The sequence below is a fragment of the Moraxella sp. ZY210820 genome (assembly GCF_030674635.1).
Classification (GTDB): Bacteria; Pseudomonadota; Gammaproteobacteria; order Pseudomonadales; family Moraxellaceae; genus Acinetobacter.
On record NZ_CP089978.1, the window covers coordinates 1,388,412 to 1,409,009 of the forward strand.

20 protein-coding genes and 1 tRNA gene are annotated in these 20,598 nt (G+C 32.8%); 4 read left to right on the forward strand and 17 right to left on the reverse strand.

The window, feature by feature from the left end; genetic code table 11:
- Positions 1-264 precede the first annotated feature (264 nt).
- From ubiA to LU301_RS06960, 4 genes are all read right to left on the reverse strand, one after another.
- Entirely contained in the window at positions 265-1,149 is an 885-nt protein-coding gene (ubiA, locus tag LU301_RS06945) for a 4-hydroxybenzoate octaprenyltransferase (RefSeq protein ID WP_305269032.1), read from the reverse strand.
- A gap of 339 nt (positions 1,150-1,488) precedes the next feature.
- The gene (locus LU301_RS06950; RefSeq protein WP_305269035.1) at positions 1,489-2,319 is read right to left on the reverse strand and encodes a glycosyltransferase family 25 protein; all 831 of its coding nucleotides are present in this window, start codon (positions 2,317-2,319) and stop codon (positions 1,489-1,491) included.
- A 3-nt stretch (positions 2,320-2,322) separates the two neighbouring features.
- Positions 2,323-3,114: a glycosyltransferase family 32 protein gene (locus LU301_RS06955; protein ID WP_305269039.1), complete on the reverse strand. Its 792-nt coding sequence runs from the start codon at positions 3,112-3,114 to the stop codon at positions 2,323-2,325.
- Between the two features lie 10 nt (positions 3,115-3,124).
- Positions 3,125-3,877: a glycosyltransferase family 25 protein gene (locus LU301_RS06960; protein ID WP_305269042.1), complete on the reverse strand. Its 753-nt coding sequence runs from the start codon at positions 3,875-3,877 to the stop codon at positions 3,125-3,127.
- A gap of 89 nt (positions 3,878-3,966) precedes the next feature.
- Here LU301_RS06960 and LU301_RS06965 point away from each other — a divergent pair, with 89 nt between their 5' ends.
- Positions 3,967-4,827: a glucosamine inositolphosphorylceramide transferase family protein gene (locus tag LU301_RS06965; RefSeq protein ID WP_305269044.1), complete on the forward strand. Its 861-nt coding sequence runs from the start codon at positions 3,967-3,969 to the stop codon at positions 4,825-4,827.
- A gap of 149 nt (positions 4,828-4,976) precedes the next feature.
- Here the strand turns inward: LU301_RS06965 and LU301_RS06970 are convergent, their stop codons facing one another.
- From LU301_RS06970 to LU301_RS06980, 3 genes are read right to left on the reverse strand one after another with little or no spacing between them, the layout of a single operon-like run.
- Positions 4,977-6,017, reverse strand: coding sequence for a glycosyltransferase (locus LU301_RS06970; RefSeq protein ID WP_305269046.1), 1,041 nt, complete (start codon positions 6,015-6,017; stop codon positions 4,977-4,979).
- A 15-nt stretch (positions 6,018-6,032) separates the two neighbouring features.
- A complete protein-coding gene (locus LU301_RS06975; RefSeq protein ID WP_305269050.1) occupies positions 6,033-6,803 on the reverse strand; it encodes a glycosyltransferase family 2 protein in 771 nt (256 codons plus the stop codon).
- Positions 6,800-7,495 carry a polysaccharide deacetylase family protein gene (locus LU301_RS06980; RefSeq protein WP_305274002.1) on the reverse strand — a complete coding sequence of 232 codons (696 nt, stop codon included), beginning with the start codon at positions 7,493-7,495 and terminating at the stop codon, positions 6,800-6,802. Before LU301_RS06980 ends, LU301_RS06975 begins: the two co-directional genes overlap by 4 nt.
- Before the next feature lie 169 nt (positions 7,496-7,664).
- On the opposite strand from LU301_RS06980, the gene LU301_RS06985 reads away from it, so the two are divergent.
- Positions 7,665-7,988 (forward strand): hypothetical protein, encoded by a 324-nt coding sequence (locus tag LU301_RS06985; RefSeq protein WP_305269053.1) that lies wholly within the window; start codon positions 7,665-7,667, stop codon positions 7,986-7,988.
- Here LU301_RS06985 and LU301_RS06990 read toward each other — a convergent pair.
- The 6 genes from LU301_RS06990 to pncA all read right to left on the reverse strand — a co-directional run bounded on the left by LU301_RS06990 (position 7,985) and on the right by pncA (position 13,434).
- Positions 7,985-9,010 (reverse strand): glycosyltransferase family protein, encoded by a 1,026-nt coding sequence (locus tag LU301_RS06990; protein ID WP_305269055.1) that lies wholly within the window; start codon positions 9,008-9,010, stop codon positions 7,985-7,987. The genes LU301_RS06985 and LU301_RS06990 overlap by 4 nt on opposite strands.
- An 11-nt stretch (positions 9,011-9,021) precedes the next feature.
- The gene (locus tag LU301_RS06995; protein WP_370692249.1) at positions 9,022-9,888 is read right to left on the reverse strand and encodes an ELM1/GtrOC1 family putative glycosyltransferase; all 867 of its coding nucleotides are present in this window, start codon (positions 9,886-9,888) and stop codon (positions 9,022-9,024) included.
- Between the two features lie 48 nt (positions 9,889-9,936).
- Positions 9,937-10,176 (reverse strand): hypothetical protein, encoded by a 240-nt coding sequence (locus tag LU301_RS07000; RefSeq protein ID WP_305269060.1) that lies wholly within the window; start codon positions 10,174-10,176, stop codon positions 9,937-9,939.
- Between the two features lie 95 nt (positions 10,177-10,271).
- A complete protein-coding gene (locus tag LU301_RS07005; protein WP_305269062.1) occupies positions 10,272-11,531 on the reverse strand; it encodes an FAD-dependent monooxygenase in 1,260 nt (419 codons plus the stop codon).
- On the reverse strand, positions 11,528-12,739 hold the full coding sequence (gene ubiH, locus LU301_RS07010; protein WP_305274005.1) for a 2-octaprenyl-6-methoxyphenyl hydroxylase: 1,212 nt from the start codon (positions 12,737-12,739) through the stop codon (positions 11,528-11,530). Before ubiH ends, LU301_RS07005 begins: the two co-directional genes overlap by 4 nt.
- A 68-nt stretch (positions 12,740-12,807) precedes the next feature.
- Entirely contained in the window at positions 12,808-13,434 is a 627-nt protein-coding gene (pncA, locus tag LU301_RS07015; RefSeq protein ID WP_305269065.1) for a bifunctional nicotinamidase/pyrazinamidase, read from the reverse strand.
- Positions 13,435-13,543: 109 nt separating this feature from the next.
- On the opposite strand from pncA, the gene LU301_RS07020 reads away from it, so the two are divergent.
- Complete coding sequence (locus tag LU301_RS07020) at positions 13,544-14,125, forward strand: PepSY domain-containing protein (protein WP_305269068.1); 582 nt, start codon at positions 13,544-13,546, stop codon at positions 14,123-14,125.
- Positions 14,126-14,282: 157 nt separating this feature from the next.
- On the opposite strand, the gene LU301_RS07025 is transcribed toward LU301_RS07020, so the two are convergent.
- Both LU301_RS07025 and LU301_RS07030 read right to left on the reverse strand, forming a co-directional pair.
- Positions 14,283-14,372 (reverse strand) — tRNA-Ser (locus LU301_RS07025).
- 129 nt (positions 14,373-14,501) lie between these two features.
- Positions 14,502-16,349 (reverse strand): SurA N-terminal domain-containing protein, encoded by a 1,848-nt coding sequence (locus LU301_RS07030; protein ID WP_305269071.1) that lies wholly within the window; start codon positions 16,347-16,349, stop codon positions 14,502-14,504.
- 263 nt (positions 16,350-16,612) lie between these two features.
- Here LU301_RS07030 and LU301_RS07035 point away from each other — a divergent pair, with 263 nt between their 5' ends.
- Positions 16,613-18,760, forward strand: coding sequence for a TonB-dependent siderophore receptor (locus LU301_RS07035; protein WP_305269074.1), 2,148 nt, complete (start codon positions 16,613-16,615; stop codon positions 18,758-18,760).
- Positions 18,761-18,818: 58 nt separating this feature from the next.
- Here the strand turns inward: LU301_RS07035 and LU301_RS07040 are convergent, their stop codons facing one another.
- Complete coding sequence (locus tag LU301_RS07040; RefSeq protein WP_305269077.1) at positions 18,819-19,733, reverse strand: NUDIX domain-containing protein; 915 nt, start codon at positions 19,731-19,733, stop codon at positions 18,819-18,821.
- Positions 19,730-20,536 carry an alpha/beta hydrolase gene (locus tag LU301_RS07045; RefSeq protein WP_305269079.1) on the reverse strand — a complete coding sequence of 269 codons (807 nt, stop codon included), beginning with the start codon at positions 20,534-20,536 and terminating at the stop codon, positions 19,730-19,732. The genes LU301_RS07040 and LU301_RS07045 overlap by 4 nt, the downstream gene beginning before the upstream one ends.
- Positions 20,537-20,598: the final 62 nt, after the last annotated feature.

The following is a 20,598-nucleotide window of genomic DNA, read 5'->3' on the forward strand; positions in this document are numbered from 1 at the left end:
ACACCTATAGTATTTTGCCTAGTTTCTTAACTTCGGCTTTGGGTTGATATAATGGGTCAGTATTAAAACCAACCTGCTTTCTCTATAGTCTCAGTATAATACATTTTTTAAAATCGGTAAAATAGAATATTTTTTTATTTTAAATCGATTTATTCTATTAAAAAATATAAATCATTGATATTATTATATTCTTATAAATTACCCTATATTCACTAGTTACGTATTTACAACAAAACCATAAAAATAATAGGTCTATTTTAATTCTTAACTACCAAACCACAAAGAAAATGAAATATTCAACCATACCCATAATCCTACCCAACGATTATTTAAAAATGCCCAAAATGTCCACTTAGGCTCACGTTGATAAGTTTTAACATATTGATATACAAATAAAAATAGCATTCCAATTAAGCATACCCAACCATAAGGTTGTAAAATATTTTCTCGCCAAAACACTATCGCTAATAAAAACATCGCAATTGCTTGTAATATTGCAATAATTATTAAATCATAGCGACCAAATAAAATAGCTGTCGATTTTACACCAATTTTTAAATCATATTCCCTATCTGTCATGGCGTATTGTGTATCATAAGCGACTGTCCATGCCAAATTAGCAAAATACAATAACCAGCAACTCAAATCAGGCGTTTTACCAACCGCTACATAAGCCATCGGAATGGACCATGAAAATGCCATACCTAAAAAAACTTGTGGTAAATGTGTATAGCGTTTCATAAATGGATAAATAAATGCCAACCCTACCGCACCAAAAGACCAATAAAACACTTCAATCGGCAAAAATAATAATAAACTTGCACTTGCTAACACAAAAAATAGAAAAACTGCAACCGCTTCCCAACTTTTAATGATACCAGTAGCTAATGGACGATGTTTGGTACGTTCCACATGAGCATCAACTTTACGGTCAGCAAAATCATTAATCGCACACCCTGCAGCACGCATAAAAATTGCACCTAAAGTCAATAAGATAAAAGTTTTAACATCAGGTAAGCCTTGACTTGCCATAAATAATGCCCACATGGTTGGATAAAATACCAACTCCGTGCCAATTGGTTTATCAAATCGGCATAAATAATAATATGCAGTTAAACGTTGTTGCCATGTTGTTGTAGATGTGGACATTAAATTACACCTAATTAATTCAATTATAAACTAACATGAATTCAGTTTACATTAAATTTTATAACTCATTGAAGTATAAAGATTAAGTAGGAAAAAAGTATGCGCACCGTTTCGATAAAATTTGTAAAAAACAGGTCTTACGAAACAGTGTTTTTCCATTCCTACCCCCGATCGATTAAATTTATCTTTGCTTTAATATCAAATAATTATATTTTAAAATACTCCAAGCTCACATTAATATATTATACATAAGCACATGACAAAAAACATCTAAAGCAGTCTATATTAATGATTTCTTCAGATTTAAATCCCAAAATCAGTACTCTCAAATAAGTTGTATCATTTAAATCCAATTTTATCAACGGTATATTTATGTTTTTGTTTAGGAAATAACTTATTTATTTCTCTAATTATCTTTTCTTTTAATGTTCGTTTGGTTTTTAAACTAAAAAAATTACGCTGCTCAGCATTTGGTAAAGCTGAAATATCGGTATAAATTTCTGATTTAAATAATGTTGATACATCAATATTCACACCATTATGTATAACATTTTGCCCTTGAATACATAAAGCAGGTGATAGTTGATAAATAATTTTCAATTCACTTGGTTGAATATGGGAATTAAAAGGATAATGACCAAATAGTAAATTATCAGCAATTGTTATTTTCTTCATCTGTTTTATATAATCTAAAATACTTTTCGCTCCATCTAATGATAAAATATACCCTGCAGTTCCCCAACTAATATCTTGAAGCTGTCTTAACTTACGATTATCAAAAACATCTATATTATCATTAGACATCTTCACACAGGGATTAAAAACTTCTAAACGAATAATATGACATTGTGGTAAGATCCAATTACTCTCATTCAAGAATAAATGTGCATTTTGCCCTAAATAAATATCATCTTCAAAAATAGCAATATATTTTTGTTGCTCATCAACTGCTTTTTGCCATAAACAAACGTGACTTAATAAACAAGCAATCTCTCCTTGAGTTAAACTAACGTTTTCAATATTAATATTAAATTTATCTATTACATCAAGCATTGTAGAAGGAGTAATAGCATCAAAAAACTGAAATTGTATTCCTTGCTTACCAAACTCTTGCTCAATATGCCAACGACGTTCAATAGAAGCTACAAGACTAATCACATAATTATTCATAAATTAAATCTCATTATTTAACATTTTAGCTAAAACACTCTGTTCATCTATTTTTTCTAAATCAATTTTTCGTAAAACTTCATTATATAAATGAACACATAACGTACGTTTAGTCGTAATATCTGCTATATCTAAATTTCCATTAATAAGATGTTTAATACATGTATAATGTACAGGATATAAAATATCAATATCTTGTACATAATGTAAAATCTTATTTTGTTGTACAAAATATGTAATAGCTTCAGGACCTATTGCACCCCATGGCATATCTGCAATATGTTTTGCCATACCTAACATTTTTTTAAATTTTAACCGTCTTTGTTTCTTTTTAGGATACCAAAGTGGAATAAAATTTTCATCATGGCTAATCTCTATCAATTTCTGTAGTAAAACACTCTCTTTAGGTAATGCTAAAATAGCACCATTAATTTTGCTATCATCTTCAAAACCCAATAAATATCCATGTTCAGGAATAATTAAAGGCTTAATACAATACACATCACAATCTACATAAATACCATGATCAATATGTTTTAATAACTCATAACGAAATATATCTGAAAATAACGCATAACTGCCTGTAGCATTATGACGGATAATATTTTGTTTGGGAATAATATGATTTGCATCACAAATTATGACACCTTTGGGTAAATCTTTAATTTCTCCATAGGTATGTAAATAAACTTGATGCCCTTGTTTAACAAAAGAACTCAAACAGCAACTAGAAATTCTACCTAAAGTATCCCCAATCCATAAAGCATGAATACTCGGTAAAGATAAATTTTGCATAGAAAACCTACTATTGTGGATATGAATTCAAAGATAATTTATTGATTTGCATTTTAATTTTCTCTATATGGGAAAGAGATACTATTTTTTCAGAATACTTCATATTACGCTCTTGCTCAATATAACTCATATTCTGATTTTCATCTAAATCAGGGTGATTAAAAATATAAGTCATATAAAAATGAACATTTTCATTCATTAAACCTTGCCAATGGTCGCAAATCTGTATAGGTTGATGATAATCTAATAGCACTTTTGCCATTGCTCTATCAACTATATATGCATAAGTAAAGTGCATACGCTCATAAAAATAAGGATGTACTTGTAGAATAGGACGATTAAAAAGACTTTGTGATAATAAATAGCCTCGCACTTTTCTACAAATTTTCATTTGTACACCACCTAAACTTAGAAAAAATGGAGAGGAAAGTGCTAAATGCTGGATTTCTTGCTCAAGTTGTTTTAAATCAATAGAACAAGTTTGGATAGCATCATCTTCAAAAATCAATGCATATTGCTCATCAGAATCTAAAAAATCCTGTAAACACATCAAATGTGATTTAGTACACCCCCATTCTCCTAAAGTGAGTGGTCGAATACGTCCTGCAACTGCTTGTTGAAAATAATCTTTTGCCGACTGCTGATAAGCATTAAATCCTACAATTTGAAACTCATTAACAAAAGGTTTAATAAATTCTTGATTTAAAAAACTTTGTAATCTTGGACTATCTACTTGCTCAATACTGACTATATATTTTTTCATTGTATTGCTCAAAAATCAATTTGTACTTGCAAATTATACTTGATTTTTTTTAAAATGAGAATATTCATCAATATTTGTAGAACATACTTATGCTTCGTCATTTACAAAAAAAATTTTATGACTTAACACGTCAAAAACATCAACAGCACGAACAATGGTTTTTACGCTTTGCTTTTACTGACAATCCATTCAAATGGAGAGATTTACATTTTTTTGAAATCCATCCACCCAAAAATATGATTTATGCTGACCCTTTTGTCGCTAAGCATCAAAACAAAACATTTATTATTTTTGAAATTGATAATCATCAATCTCCGCATGGCTATCTCGGTGCGTGTGAAATTTTTGCCGATGGCACACATAGTGAAGTCCAGACCATTTTAAACTGTGAATATCATTTATCTTATCCATTTATTTTTAATTATCATAATCAATGGTTTATGATTCCAGAAACATCTGCTAATAAAACCATAGAATTATGGCAAGAGGTTGATTTTCCTTATCAGTGGCAAAAAAAACAAGTTTTAATTGACAATATTGAAGCAGTAGATAGTACGCTCTATCAACATAATGGTCTATTTTATTTGCTTACAAGTACCAAACAAAATACTAAAAAATTTGGTAATCGTTTAGATATCTTTTATAGTAATGATTTACTAAATGGAACATGGCAAGCTCATCCACAAAATCCTGTAAAGCAAACTTTACTCTATGAACGCCCTGCTGGCAATTTATTTACATACAATGATAAACTCTATCGTCCTGTACAAGACTCTATTAAACGCTATGGCGGTGCAATGGAGTTAAGACAAATCAACCAACTTTCACCACAACAATATAGTGAACAATGTATCGATAAAATCAATCCCCAATCCTTTAATTGTATGGGCTCACATACCTTTAGTTTTTCTGAAAATGTATTAGTTATGGATGCTTTACATTTAGTATAACGTGAATTCGGCTTAAATTAAATATTTTAAATTATTGAAATATAAAGATTAAGTAGGATTAAGTAACAATTAAAGCGACGTAAGACGCACCATTTGATAAAAATTTATATAAAGGTACGTCTTACGAAACAATATTTCTCAACCGTTAGTTAATAAAACTTTTTTATCATATCCTGATAGATTGCAACCGTCTGCTGTGCCATTGCTTCTACAGTTAATTGTTGTTGAGCCTGTTTAAATAGCATAGCAAAATCATGCTGGCTATTATCCTTTAACGCTAAATTTATCACGGAAACCAATTGCTCTACATTGCCTATATCTACTAAAAACTGCTCTGGCAACCACTCTACTACCCCATTTACTCTAGTTGAAACCATTACTTTTTCAGCTTGTAAAGCCTCTACCATTACCAAGGGAAATCCTTCTCGGTCTGATGATAATGCTACTATATCAGCACATTGTAATAAATCTCTAGCATCTGCACGATAGCCTAAAAAAGCCACTTTATGTTGTAAATTTAAACTCTTAACTTGCAAGTCTAAATTTTGGCGTAATGAACCATCACCCACTATCCATAGATTTGCTTGTACAAATTGCATAGCTTGGATGAGTAAAGCAATATTTTTGACAGGCTCTAAACGTCCAATACAAATAATATTTTTAAATGATGAATCAAGTTGATATTGCTCTATAATTTTTTGTTTTTGTTGGGTAATTTCATCATCTGACAACTTATGATGTGCTAAAACCCCATTATACACCACATAAGATTTATGTGATGGCACACCATCAATCAAGGCTTTACTCACACCAATCACGGCATCTGCCTTTTGATGATACACTTTCTTATTCTTTTTAGTACCGTGAATCGTATTTACTCGTTTAATATTTGGTAAAAATACCGAAATCATATTGACCAATTCTGACGCTTTTCCCGCTTGGCAATGTAAAATGTCAGCATTAATTTTTTTAATCATACTCAATAATTGCCATAATAACACAATATTCAAGCGACTACGGCTTAAATCAAGTGAATGAAAATGTACATTACTAGCAACTTTTTCAGCATAGCATGGGTGAGCAATAAAATGTACTTCATGCTGTTTGGCTAATTCATTCACTAAATTAAAAGTATGTTGCTCTAAGCCACCAACGCCACCACTACTCGCCATAAATTGTATAATTTTCATTCACTCAACCTAATATTATTTTTTATTCAAATATTGTTCAAACAATTTTGCTTCTTTTAAAAAAGCATAAAACGCATTAATCATACTATTTACAAAACCACGCCAACCATTCAAGCAACTTCGGCGAATCATATACGATTTAAAAAATGTTAAAGGCATTACAGCGACTAATTTTAAAATACTTGGCTTTTTATGTTTGGCAAATTTTTCTTGTGCTTTTAACTCAGAATATTGGTTATTCTTTTGCACTTTTACAAAAATACTGCTTTCCCCATAATGATAAATATCACCTTTTGCTTGAGCAAGCTGACCGTGTACCACAATATTTTCATGAGCAAAATTACTTAAATCATAATCGCCTTTTTCTTTACGGAAAAAGCGAGTTTTTGCGTGCTTTTTGGTATATTGACTATTTGCCACACCTAAAAATACATCATTAATTGGAATGATTAAGCCATCAATTTGATTTGCCGAAATCGTTTGTATAATTTCCTGTTTTAATTCTGGCGATAAAGTTTCATCACCATCTAAATTTAATACCCAATCATATTGACACAATTGTAAGGCTTGATGTTTTTGCTGTGCATAACCAAGCCAATCTTGATGGGAAATTTTAACATTAGCAAACTGTTGTGCAATTTCATAAGTGTTATCATGACTACCTGAATCTAAAATAATCACTTCAGCAAAATCTTGCACACTAGTTAGAGTATCATGTAACCATTGTCCACAGTTCAGCGTTACAATATATACACTACACGGGATTTTTTGTGAAATATCATTCATAACTTATAACGTCCTTTAGCAAGTGCGATTCGCATTTGTAAAGCATTCATTGCCCCATGTGTGCTAATGCGTGGGATATTATATTGATTTTGTTCAGAATATTGCTCAATTTTTTTGCGTGTAGAAACGGCATTTTTAAACCCCATTTCCTTGACCATTTGTTGATGTTTTTCATTAAATCGCCCAAATGGATAAGCAAAACTCAAACATTGTCCTGTTAATCGTTCCACATCTTGTTTTGATTGTAAAATTTCTTGATAAGCAATTTCATCATCAACTTTAAGCAAATTGATATGATGTTGCGTGTGAGCTCCAAACTCAATTAAACCAGAGTCTTGCATTTCTTGAATATGTTCAGGTTGAAGTGTTTCAATCCCTTCAATATGAGTGGCTAAATAAATCGTAGCTTTAGCATGATATTTTTTGAGTAATGGAAAAGCATATTGATAATTATCTAAAAAACCATCATCGAAACTAATCGCAACTTGATTTGGTTGATGATGATTCATTTCCAATTCTGATACAAATTTAAATTCACTATTTTGTTTTACTAAGATTTGTAAAAATTGTTCAAATTTTTCTGGTGGCGTATTCATACCAGATGCAGGTACATGGGGATTAACCTGATGAAACATAATAATGCGTGGTAAATTTTTAGAACGATAGGGCAACCAAAAAGTATAATTACCCATCAACCATAATAATAAAGCAAATGCTAAAATCGCAATTAAAATATATAAAATCAACACCTTATAGCTCTCTATCAGACCCAACTTGCAAGACAACTTATTATTCGCTATTATACACCTTAGTCATTTAATTATATAGCAGTTTTTTTGATTTGTGATGTGAGATTATTTTATGTACGCTATTACTTTTGACCTCAATACTAAAACTCTTGAGCAACATTATCCACATTCATCATGGCGTAATGCCTACAATGATATTGAATTATTATTGACAGAATTTGGTTTTACTCGTCAGCAAGGAAGTGTTTATTTTGGCGATGATGAAGTAACGGCTGTTACTTGTGTAACAGCTGTACAAGAATTAGCCCAAGAATATCAATGGTTTGAATTATGTGTTAATGATATTCGTATGCTTCGTATTGAAGAGTTTAATGATTTAATGCCTGCGATAAAAAAAAATCTAAGACGTAGAAAGTTAGCAAAAAAAGTTGCTTAATACACTTCATCAAGCCATTCATATTGCTGTGAATAAGGCAAATTAAACACTGTTTCTAGCATAAATTGTGTAATGCGTCTAGCATTAAATGATTGATGTGTTTTTTGCCAACCTGCTTGAGCAATTCTATTGGCTTCATCTCTATTTTGATGATAATAATGAATTTTATCAGCTAAATCAGCTTGATTATCAAAATAAACCAATTCATTTTCAGTATATAATTGTTCAAATTTTGGAATACGTGGGCTAAAAGTTAGTAAGCCATTACCCGTTAAATGTACAATACGGTCAGAGCTATATAAAGTTACATCATTTTTACGAGAATAATTTAGTCCCATTTGTGTATTTGCTAAAATTTTGTAGTAGCCCTTACCATAAATCGGCTGTGAACCAAAACAACCATAATATTGATATGGAATATGATGATTTTTTAATTGTTGTGCTAAATTTGCCAAAAACCGCTCTCGTTCAGGTTCTTTATAAATAATTCCACAAAAAATAAATTGCTGTTGAAATGTTTGTTGTTTAAATTGTTGCAATATCTCAACATTTGTATGTGCAACATTTGGTATATAGGCAACTTTTAAATGTGGCTGTTTTAGTTTTTGTAAATACTCACCACCTGTAGTACAAAAAATAGCATCTAAATACGGCGAAAATGCTCTGATAAAATCTAATTTGTGTTCTAAATAAAGTGGATCTACATACCAAAATGCAATTTTAATATGTGGATAACGTTGTTTTATCTCTTGTAATACACTTGCTTTCATTAAATCACTATGCCCAATTAATACCAAATCAGGCTCAAGATTATCTACAATTTTTAAAACTTCTTTCCCTGCCCAATTTGCCCCTAATTTTTTAGTTTTAAAGATTGTCCCCATTCTTGCCATATCACGAAAACTAAAATCATAAACAAAATGTCCATTTTCAATTAATCCAGCCGAAATTTTACGGTCAGTACAATAAAAATGTGTACCTTGCTTATTAAAACCAAAATTTGCAATATGTAAAATTTTCATGATTTTTACTCTTAAAATACCAATTTCACTACTCTATCCGCTTCATTTAACTGCATTTTCATCGGTTGAGGCTGATTTAATAATTCATCTAACATCATAGTAATACGGTCTGATTTTAAACGCTTAACCTGTAAAATACCTACATTTGCACCAGAAGTTAGGGCTTCAAATATCATGGAAACACTATCTTCTGTTACCCATACCGTTTCTGCTAATTGCATTTGCTCAAAAATCCAACCTTGTGGCGTTTGCTCTACAGGAAAAAATTGAATTTTAGGATAATCTGTTATAGGAAAGTGTGTTTGTAATTTTACTAAAAAATCACTTGGTGTACGTCTTGATGTCGTGATAATAATTTCACTTTGTAGATTTTGATAAATAATATCAATCACTTGTGTAAATATCGTTTCATTTTGCCATTGATGACGTTTTGATGATCCACCTAATGCAATTAAAATACGATTTTGTTGATGGCGATGTTGATTAATAATAGGATTTAATACACCCTGTGTACTAATAACATTTGATTGATGAAATTGCCCATCATGTTGTGGAATAATATGATAATCAAACCATGGCAATGGCAATGATGTTTTCATTAAAATGATACTTTTGGCACGGCGATAAACTTTGCTTAATAAATAGACTTTTAAATGCGTATGGCTCCCCACACCAATAAGATAATCAGGTTGATAATCAATATTAGAAAGTGATTTACCTAAAATCGCCAAACACAAATCCATATAAGTAATATCATCAATTAAAACTTCATGAAATTCAATTCGTTGATATGGATTTTGCCGTTGATAAGCCTGATAAAGACCCATAGCTTGTGAACGATGTCCAGCTTTATTATCACTGACATATAGAATATGAATTGTCATGCTTTCGTCCACAAGGCTGGTTCAATAAAATGCTGATTAGTCTTAATCTCTCGCACTCTCATCTGGCGGAACTTCGGTAATCTTACCGCCACGTGCTAAAAATGCTGCCACTTCATCAGCTAAAGCATCACGTTGTTTTTGCTTTGCAGTAACCGTTAAACTTTCAGCTTCAGCAATATCAATATCACTGACTTCATCATCAGTTTCACTTAATACAGGTTCATCATCAGTATCTGGCTCATCGTCAATTTCATTTTCATCAATTTCATCATAATCGTTCATAATATGCTCCACTATTAGCTAGATTGAACAATGATTTAAATCTATTTTCACACCCATCATTCTACAAAAATGTAATGTTTTATACAATGCAAAATTTAAGCAATCGCATAACGTGTTGCTTTTAATTGTTGAACACCACTCGCTTGATACATTAAAAATTGCTTGGCTAAATCCGATTTTGCAATAGTTTTACGCCCAAAATTCAATGCCCAGCGTAAAGGCGTATCTTGGAATTTTTCCATAAAGCCCATCATCGACATACTATGCATCATGGTTAAATTATGTCCACGACGGTGATGTTGATAACGCTCTAAAGTTGCTATATTTGCCCAACTACCACGCTGTAAATCGTGCAATAAAACATCACATAATACACCAGCATCAAGCATACCTAAGTTCATACCTTGTCCTGCTAAAGGGTGAATGGTATGCCCTGCATCACCAATCAATACTAAACCATCATCAATATAACGTTGTGCTGCTCGTGCTTTTAATGGGAATGACATCGGCTCAGTTAAAACTTGAATTTTACCCAACATATAATGGCTTTCTTGATTTAATAATTGCTCAAATTCAACCAATGATAATTGCTTATATTCATTTGCCAATTCTGTTGGTAATGTCCATGCTAAGGAATGTAAGTAACCATTTTGTGCTGGATTTTGGCTTGCCATTGGTAACAATGCGAATGGCGTTGGATTATACATTTGCCGAGCAACGTGCTGATGATGTTGCTCGGTTAATAATGCACAACTTAAGACAGATTGTTGATAATCAAGTACATCAATATCAATCATTGCTTGCTGGCGTACAAATGAATTGGCACCATCAGCCCCGATAATTAAATAAGTGTTCAAAATATTGCCATTTGCAAGCTGAATTTGCCAAATTGTTTGTCCTTGCTGTGTGATTCTTTCAAGCGATTGTACACGAGTTTGTGAGCGATAATCTTTGACTTGTTGTAACATTTTTTGTTGTAACACATAATTTAAAATACTTGGCTCAACCATGACGCCTAACACATCATCAACCATTGGATTTTGTGTTGCTTTACCCAGTAAAATATCACCATAACCATGATTATTCCACGCCATCATACCTGTATAAGCAATCGTACGTTGCGTATCTAATAAAGCCTGCCATACATCAGCATGTTTTAATAATTGAATTGTAGCTTGAGTTAAAGCTAATGCACGAGCATTAGGTACATTAAAAACTTTTTCTTGTTCTAAAATTGGACTTGCATCAAGTACAGTAGCTTGCACTCCCCCTTGTGCCAAAAGTAAAGCTGTCAAACCACCAACTAAACCACCACCAACAATCACTACATCTAAAATATCAGTTTGATTTATCATGCTTTTAACCCCATTGCATAATTGGCGACGATTGGTTTCACTTGTGGCATTAAATCAAAGGCAATTAAGCCTAAATTACGCCATAATTTTATCGAAATTTGCGTACTACTAAATGTTTTAACCACCGTATCGCAAAAATGAATGACACGTTTTTGGTCACTCAAACGTGCAGTTTCGTAAGCTTGGAGCATTTCAGCATCGCCTATATCAGCATTTTGTGCTTGTTGATGGCGAATATAACGTAACAATACATCAGCATCACGCAAACAGAGATTAAAACCTTGCCCTGCAACTGGGTGTAAAGTATGTGCAGCATTCCCCATTAAAATCACACGCCCAACCGCTTGTTTATGAGCTAAAACTTGCTTTAAAGGATAACAAAAACGCTTTCCGACTTTTTCAAAACGCCCTGCTCTATCGCCATAGGTATGTTGTAAGGCATTTAAGAAATATTCATCATTTTGCTCACCTAACCATTGTTGTTCTGTGCCTTTTTTAACTGTCCACACAATAGAACGGCGATTCTCTTGAATTAATGGCAATAATGCTAAAGGTCCATTTTCACTAAAACGTTCAAAAGCAATTTGTTGATGTGGTTTTGATGTTTGTACCGTACTTACAATCGCCACTTGCTCATAATCATATTCATCAAAACCAATACCTAAAGCCTGTCGAGTGAATGAATCTCGTCCATCAGCTCCAATGAGCAATGGTGCAGTAAATCTAAATTGTTCTGTTTGTTGTTTTTTCTGTGCTTGTACAAGCACTTGCTGTTCATCTTGCTCAATGTGCGTTACTTCAATATCATCAATGAGTTGAATATATGAATTTTTCTGTACATTTTGCAATAATACTCGCCCAAACCATGCATTTTCAATCACATAGCCAAAATTCTCAACATTTTCCTGCTCAGCGACTAAACGTGCTCGCCCAAAACCACCTTGCTCACTCATTTGAACTTGATGAATGGGAGTGCTATACTGTACTAAATCTTGCCAAATACCCAACTGACGATAAATTTGCACACTACGGCGAGATAATGCTGTATTGCGTGCATCAAAACTCGAATGATACGGTACATCATTATTATCAAGTTGTGGATAACGAATATTTTCCAGTAAAGTAACATGGATATGTTGTTGTGCTAGCATAAGTGCTAAACTTAAGCCAACCATACCACCACCAATAATAATTGCGTGTTGTTGGATATTATTCATCTTCATTCATCAAATTATCATATAAATATTTTATCAATAGTAACATTTTTAATTCAAATTTAAAATGCCATTTGACAACTTTGTACTCGCTGTACACCTGCTTGCGACATTTCTAACCAAGCTTGTGCTAATGAACCATTGATGTCAATTGCCTTACACATATCTTCAATAACGTAGGTTTTAAATCCAGCTTGTTGTGCATCAAGGGCTGTCCATTTTACACAATAATCCGTTGCCACCCCAACAATATATACCGTATTTATTTGTCGCTCTCGTAAATAACTGGCTAATCCCGTTGCTGTTTTTTTATCCGCTTCTAAAAAAGCAGAATAGCTATCAATCTCCACATGATACCCCTTACGAATAATTAATTGTGTATGAGGAATATTTAAGTCTCGATGAAATTCTGCACCTTGACTACCTTGTACACAATGTCTTGGCCATAAAACTTGCTGTCCATAACTTAATTCAATATAATCAAATACTTGTTGATTTGTATGATTATCCACAAAAGAAATATGCTCATTTGGATGCCAATCTTGCGTTAAAATCACATTTTGGAAATGCTGAGCCAATTGATTAATCGGCTGAATGATTTGATCAGCATTTTGTACAGCTAAAGCACCATTTGGCATAAAATCATTTTGCATATCAACAATAATTAATGCGGTTTGAGCCTGATTCATAAGTTCATTCCTATTACATATTTTTACACAATGCTAATTTTAAGCTAAATCTAATTCTGTATTATACGCCTAATTTATTTCTATGTGTTGATATAAACGAGGAAAGATCATGAAATTTTATCAAATTGCCATTATGACCAGTGTTGCTATTATCGCAACAGGGTGCAAAGTTAATGCCTCTACTGCGGAAAATACTCAACCACCACAAATTATCCAACAACCTACAACTGTTGTGCAAAAACCATCAACTATCGTAACGCCTACTCAAACAGCAAACCAAACATTAAGCAATATCCATCAAGCGATTCAACTTGCTGAGCAACATACTAAAGGTACAGCTGTTGAACTTGAATTTCATCAAAATCATGGTTCTGCCATTTATGATGTAGAAACAATTCAAGGTACACATCAGCACCGTGTACAAATTGATGCAAAAACAGGACAAATTTTATCAAGCTATAGCGAACGTGAATTGGATTTAAAGCCTAAAGCTAAAATTAACCTAAGTCAAGCTATTGATATTGCACAAAAAAATATTTCAGGTCAAGTGCTTGAAGCGAGCTTAGACTATGAATATATCCACGCACATTATGAAATTAAAATCTTAGCAAGTAATGGGCATCCTTATGAAGTACGCATTAATGCAAATACAGGCGAAGTGGTACAATCTAAAGTAGAATATGATGATTAATGTTATTCTAAATGTAGCTTAAAATATCATGATATAAGGATGAATGATGCTTCGCCCTTATAATTTTTTAAAATTGAGTGAGTATATCATCAAATTATAAAATTATACTTAAAAATAAAAAAGACATCACAATGATGTCTTTTTTATGATTTAAATATGGCGGAAGCGGTGAGATTCGAACTCACGGAGGGCGTGAACCCTCGTCGGTTTTCAAGACCGGTGCATTAAACCACTCTGCCACGCTTCCATGTTTAATATCATACAAATTTTACATTAATAATTCAAGTATTTTTATAACTATTTAAGTAAAAAATAAACAAAATAAAAGAGATAGTTTAAATATTAGACTATCTCTTTTATTTATGAGCTGAATTAATTATTTATTCTGAACATCTTTAATCTGAGCATTTGAACGTAAATAATACAAATAATCGCCTAACTCACGTTGTGCATAATAATTTTTCAATTCATTTTTTCCAATTTGCTCAGCTTTATCTATTGTTGGATGTTTCACTTCAGAAACAGCAATTAAAATTAACTCATTCCCCATATTTAATGTGCCAACTGACCATTTACCCGTCGCTGGTTTAGGTAAACTAAAAGCAACATTTTGTACTTGTGGTAATAAGTTTTGTCCACGGCGTAAAAAGCCTGCGTCTTCAAATTTTAACTGACTATTTGCTACCACTTCTTGAGCAGGTTTAGTTTTAAAATCAGCTAGAGTTGTTTGCAATTTTTGCTTAGCAAGCTCTGTTGCTTTTTCATTCAAGACTAACGTTTTTGCATATTCTTTAACTTTATCAAAAGTTTGTACGCCCGCAGGAGTATAATTGCTTACTTTGACCCACACCACATCACCATTAGACAATTGCAAACTACTTGAAGCACGATATTCACCCTGTTTACTCTCATCACCAAATATACGATTTTTTACAACCGTTTGGCTTAAAATCGGATGTTGTGTATTTGCAATTACGTGTGTATTTTGTACACTTGAACCTTGCACCGCCTGCTGAATAGTTTCTAAACTATCACTTCCCATTACATCTTCATTTAACTGATTAATCGCTTCCACCACCGCATTTTCAGTTTTATGTTTTTGTATTTGAGCAGTTAAAGTTGCCTTGAGACTTTCAAAACTAGGGGCTTCACTCAACTCACTACTAATTAAATGGTAACCAAAAGGAGTTTTAATCGGTTGAGAAACCTTACCTACCGTTGTCTTCTGAATTGTTTGGTCAAAATTCTCTGATACGCTACCTTTAGCATAATTGCTAATCCAACCACCGTTATCCTTAGAATCCACATCGTCAGAATAGTTTTTAGCAACTTGAGCAAAACTTTCACCTGACTCAATTTTTTCATACGCCTCTTTTGCTCGTTTTTGTGCATCCAGTTCCGTACGACCAGATGTTGTAATTAAGATATGCTTTACTTTACGTGGTAAATTTTGTACATACTGTTGATATGCTTGTTTTAAATCTTCATCACTTATTGAAATACGTTCTTTCAATAATTGCTCTGGCTTAACAACGATAAAGCTCACATCTGCTTGAGCAAGCTGGATAAATTTCTTTTGATGTTTATCATAATAGCTTTTCACTTCAGCATCACTTACTGTTACCTCTTGTAAATAGTTTTTTAATGGTACACTAGCTAAAAATAAATGACGTTGTTCACTAGCTAAACTATTGATTTGTTGTACATCTTTTGGATTAACCAACGCCATACTCAAACCAGCCACTAACATTTGCAACGCTTGGTCTTGACGTACTTGAGCAACAAAAGAATCATTTGTTTGACGTGTATCACGCAGATATTGTTCATATTTTTGTGCTGAAAACACACCATTTTCTTGTAATTGTTCATTTTGCATCAGCATTTGTTCAATTTGTTCTGCACTTAATGCCAAATTTAATTTATCTGCTTGTTGTACTAATAGGTGGCGTGAAATTAAATTATCAACAGCCGCTTTATAAATAAAGTCTTGATTTAATAAAGTCGTATCTCCACCCACAGACTGCAAAAAATTTCTTTGTAAACTTTGAATTTGTGCATCTAAATCTTCTTTAGCAATGGAGTCACCATTAATGACGTGCGTTGCATTCACTGAGTTAGACTGAGCAAAATAGCTTTCTATCCCCAAGAAAGCAAAAGGAATAGTAAACAGTACCAATAAGCCTTTACCAAACCAACCAGTCACAAATTTACGAAAATTTTCCATAGGAAATCCGAATAATCTAATCTATAAAAATTATATTATTCTACTAAAATTTTAGCTAAAAATCATCTGCTATATTTTAGTTTTTTGTACATGAACCATAAACCATCTACTTTCTAATGAATTCTTTTTCATTGCTCAATAGCTATCTAAAAAACATATCAACCGCCTAATTGTTATTGATAATATTAATCATTAATAACTACACTTAAATTAAATTTAATTGTATCATAATATGTATAAAATTTTTATTTTAGGCTATTTATATGTCAAAATCTCCCCTACTCACTAAAAGCTTACTCGCAATAGCTTTATGTACCATTTATTCTTCTGCTTTTGCACAACAAACAACAGAACAACAAGCAGTTGAAACAACACAACAGCTCGAAACTATTGAAGTTCAAGCGAACGATAATGATAATCAAGGTATCATTGCTAAAAAAGCAACATCTGCATTAAAATCAGATGCACCATTATTTGAAACTGCTCAATCTGTATCTGTTATTACCCAAGAACAATTACAACAAAAACAAGCAAAAACCTTAGCTGAAGCAGTAGCAGGTACGGCTGGTGTTGTTTCAGACCAATTAGGTAGACGTGGCTGGGATGATGTGATGATACGTGGGCAAGATGCAATCAACTCATTATTTATCGATGGTTTACGCCTTACGCAAGACCGCATGGGTGCAGTTGAAATGTCAGGTATGGAACAAGTTGAAATCGTCAAAGGTCCATCATCGACTAATTTTGGTTTGACTCTACCAGGCGGGATTATTAATTTAGTTAGTAAAACACCACAAAACCATACCTTTTATCGTGGTTCATTGAGCTATGGCTCACAACAATTAAAAGAAGCAACGTTCGATATTAACTATGCACCCAATCAAACAAATCAAGGTGCATTTCGTATCAACGGACGTATTGCTGACCAAAATGACCCTACTGATTATGTTTATGCAAAAAACTATTATATTGCTCCATCATATCGTTTTAATCTAGGCGATAAAACAGACTTAGCCATATTAGCAAGTTATCAATATCGAGAATATTTACGTCAGCATGGTATTCCAACTGTAGGTACATTAATTGATAATGGTCTAAACTTAGGCAAAATTCCCAATCAACGTTTTATTGGTGAACCTGACCATAACCCTAATACATATGAAGTCTATCGTATAGGTTATCAATTACAACATCTATTTGATAATGGTGCAAAATTCAAACAATCTTTTGCAACACAGCAAAGCCAACAAATTGGACATCCTATTTTTTTCCGTGATTTAAGTCGTGATAAACTTACCATTCGCCGAGAAGCCCGCTATCAAGATTTTGAAAGTAAAATACTGAATTTAGACTCAAATGTTGAACAAACTTTCAATTTAGGCTCAACCCAACATCATATTATGCTTGGTTTAGATTTAGCCCATGAAGATTTAGAAATTTATAATAAACGTTGTCGTCCATCTGGTAATTTCAACTTATATCAACCTGTCTATGGACAAAATATTGACTGCTACCGTTCAACCACTAATTTTAATCGCTTAGATTATACTGATACTCGTTTACAATCAGCAGGCTTATATTTACGTAATCGTATGCACTTAACACCAAATTTTGTAGTCAATTTAGCAGGTCGTTATGATTGGACAAAGAGCAAAATCAATAATTTAATCAATAACAATCAACTAAATGTACGTAAAAATGCCTTTACAGGAAATATCTCTGCGTTGTATAACATCAACCAATTATTTGCTCCTTATGTAAGTTATTCGACTTCATTTTTACCTGTAACTGATTTAGACCGTAATAATCAAGTGCTTGACCCCGAAACAGGTAAACAATATGAAATTGGTTTAAAATGGCAAAATCGTCAGCAGAATATTTCTGGGACATTAGCTTATTTTGACTTGACTAGAGCAAATGTTGTTAATGAAGATAATGACGGTTACAATGTATCAGTAGGTGAGCAACGCACCAAAGGTTTTGAAACAGAAATTCGAGCCGAACTAAATCAACATTGGCAACTCACAGGTGCATATAGCTATACACCTTTTGCCAAAATTACCAAACATACTGAGCCAAATACGGTAGGTAATTGGATTAATCATGTAGCAAAACATCAATATAATATTAATACACGCTATTATCCCAACCACATTGGTGAACAAGGTTGGTATATAGGTACAGGTATATCAGGACAAGGTAAAACACCTGTTGCTCGTCTCAATCAAAATTTAGCAGGATATTATTTATTCAATGTTGAAACAGGTTATAAAGCTCATCGTTGGTCTGCCAATTTAGCAATCAAAAATCTTTTTGATAAACAGTATTATGCTGGTGTTTATTCAAATGGTAATGTGATTGCTGTTGGCAATCCACGTCAAATTAACTTCACTGTCAATTTTGATTTCTAAATCATCAATCGACATCAATCGACCGATAAATCAATTTTATCGGTCGATTTTTATATATTTAAAATGCTCGAATACCTGCCACACCAAATCCACCACATTCACGCACACGACTTAAATCATTCGGCTGTAAACCACCCAGTGCAAATATCATACATAAACTGTTATTTGCTGATTGTTCAAATATTTCCCAACCTAAAGGCTTAACATCAGGGTGCGTTGTTGTTTTTTGTACAGGGCTATAAAATACTGCATCACAACCTATTTGCTCTGCCCATTTTAAGCTGGCTAATGAATGACATGATGCAATATAACTTTTATCATCATCAAGTTGTGTTTGTGCTAATAATTGCTGTTCAGTTAAATGTATGGCTTTTATCATTTTTTGTACATCGATAGAACATTGCTGATAAATTGTTTGATTAATAATGCATTGAGCCAATAATTGTGGATTTTGCTGTGCAACGATATTTAATTGCTCAACCGCTTGAGTAACATTCAATTGCTCAAAACATCGCCAATAAAATTGGGTACGTGTATTTAATTGTTCAATATCAGCAAAATCAGCACTAATTTTAATATAAGGTCGCCACATTAAACGTTGAATAATGCTTTGATTTGCCGATGGAAATTGGAAATTTGCCAATTCATCACGATAAACCCATTGCCATCTCGGTACAATTTGATGATTTAAATCAAATGGTACACTAGCTTGGAAAACGTGTAAATGCACTGTTCTATCATCATATTGATGAACAATTTCATCAAAATAACACCAATGTTCAATATCAATTCCCACTTCTTCAAGCACTTCACGGCGGCAGGCTTGCATAGGTGTTTCGCCTTGCTCCACCTTCCCTCCTGCAAATTCATATTGCCCACCTTGATGTAAATGTTCATCTCGCCAAGCAATTAAAGTTTTACCCTGTTGATTTAAAATTGCAATTGCAACGTGAATAATTTTTTTTGTATTCATGATTGAGCCAAAATATTTTGAATGAATTGAGCAGTGATATTGGGGTGTTCCAATGGAAACATATGTCCGCCTTGTATTACTTGATAAGGAATAGCAAAATCACGCCGTGCTATCTCTGAAAAGCCTTGTTTTAAAAATAGGCTATCTTGCCCCATTAGCATATCGACTTTGACTTTAGGTTTAGGTTGTTTTCGCCACCAATATGATGGATTAGTACGGAAAATCTCCACCTCTGTCTCTCGTGAAATGGTTAAAGTAACACCACCACGCACTGTATCATTGCACAGTGCATATTGTAAATATAAATCAAAACAACGCTGGTCAAAATCTCTATAAAAACCCTTAGGTCTTAATAATTCGCTTGCTTGTTCACGACTATGCCAATGGTCACGGCGTTTAAGTGATAAATGTGCAGGAGTAATTTTATCCAATAATATATGGTTAAAATATTTTGCATAATGTAATTGTAAAGATGCTTTCCCTAAAATCAAAGGTGGGTCAAGTAAAATGATTCGTTCAAATAATTCAGGACGTTCATAAGATGCCAATAAAGTTAAAGCAGCACCTAAAGAATGTCCAATACCAATCACTTTACGTCCATGTGCTTGAGTAACGATACTGTCTATTACTTGATATTTTAAAGAATGCCAATGATTATCAACAGGATAGCGTTGGTCTGTACCTAAATAACTTGGTAATTGAATAAAATCATAATCCTTCGCCAAGGCATCAAATAAAGGTTGATAAATTGGACTAGGCATTCCTGTAGCATGAGCAAAATGAATTAAAGGACGTTTTGACATCGTATTTTCATAAATGATTAAATAATCGAATTATCTTAACATTATTTCATCATGATATGCTA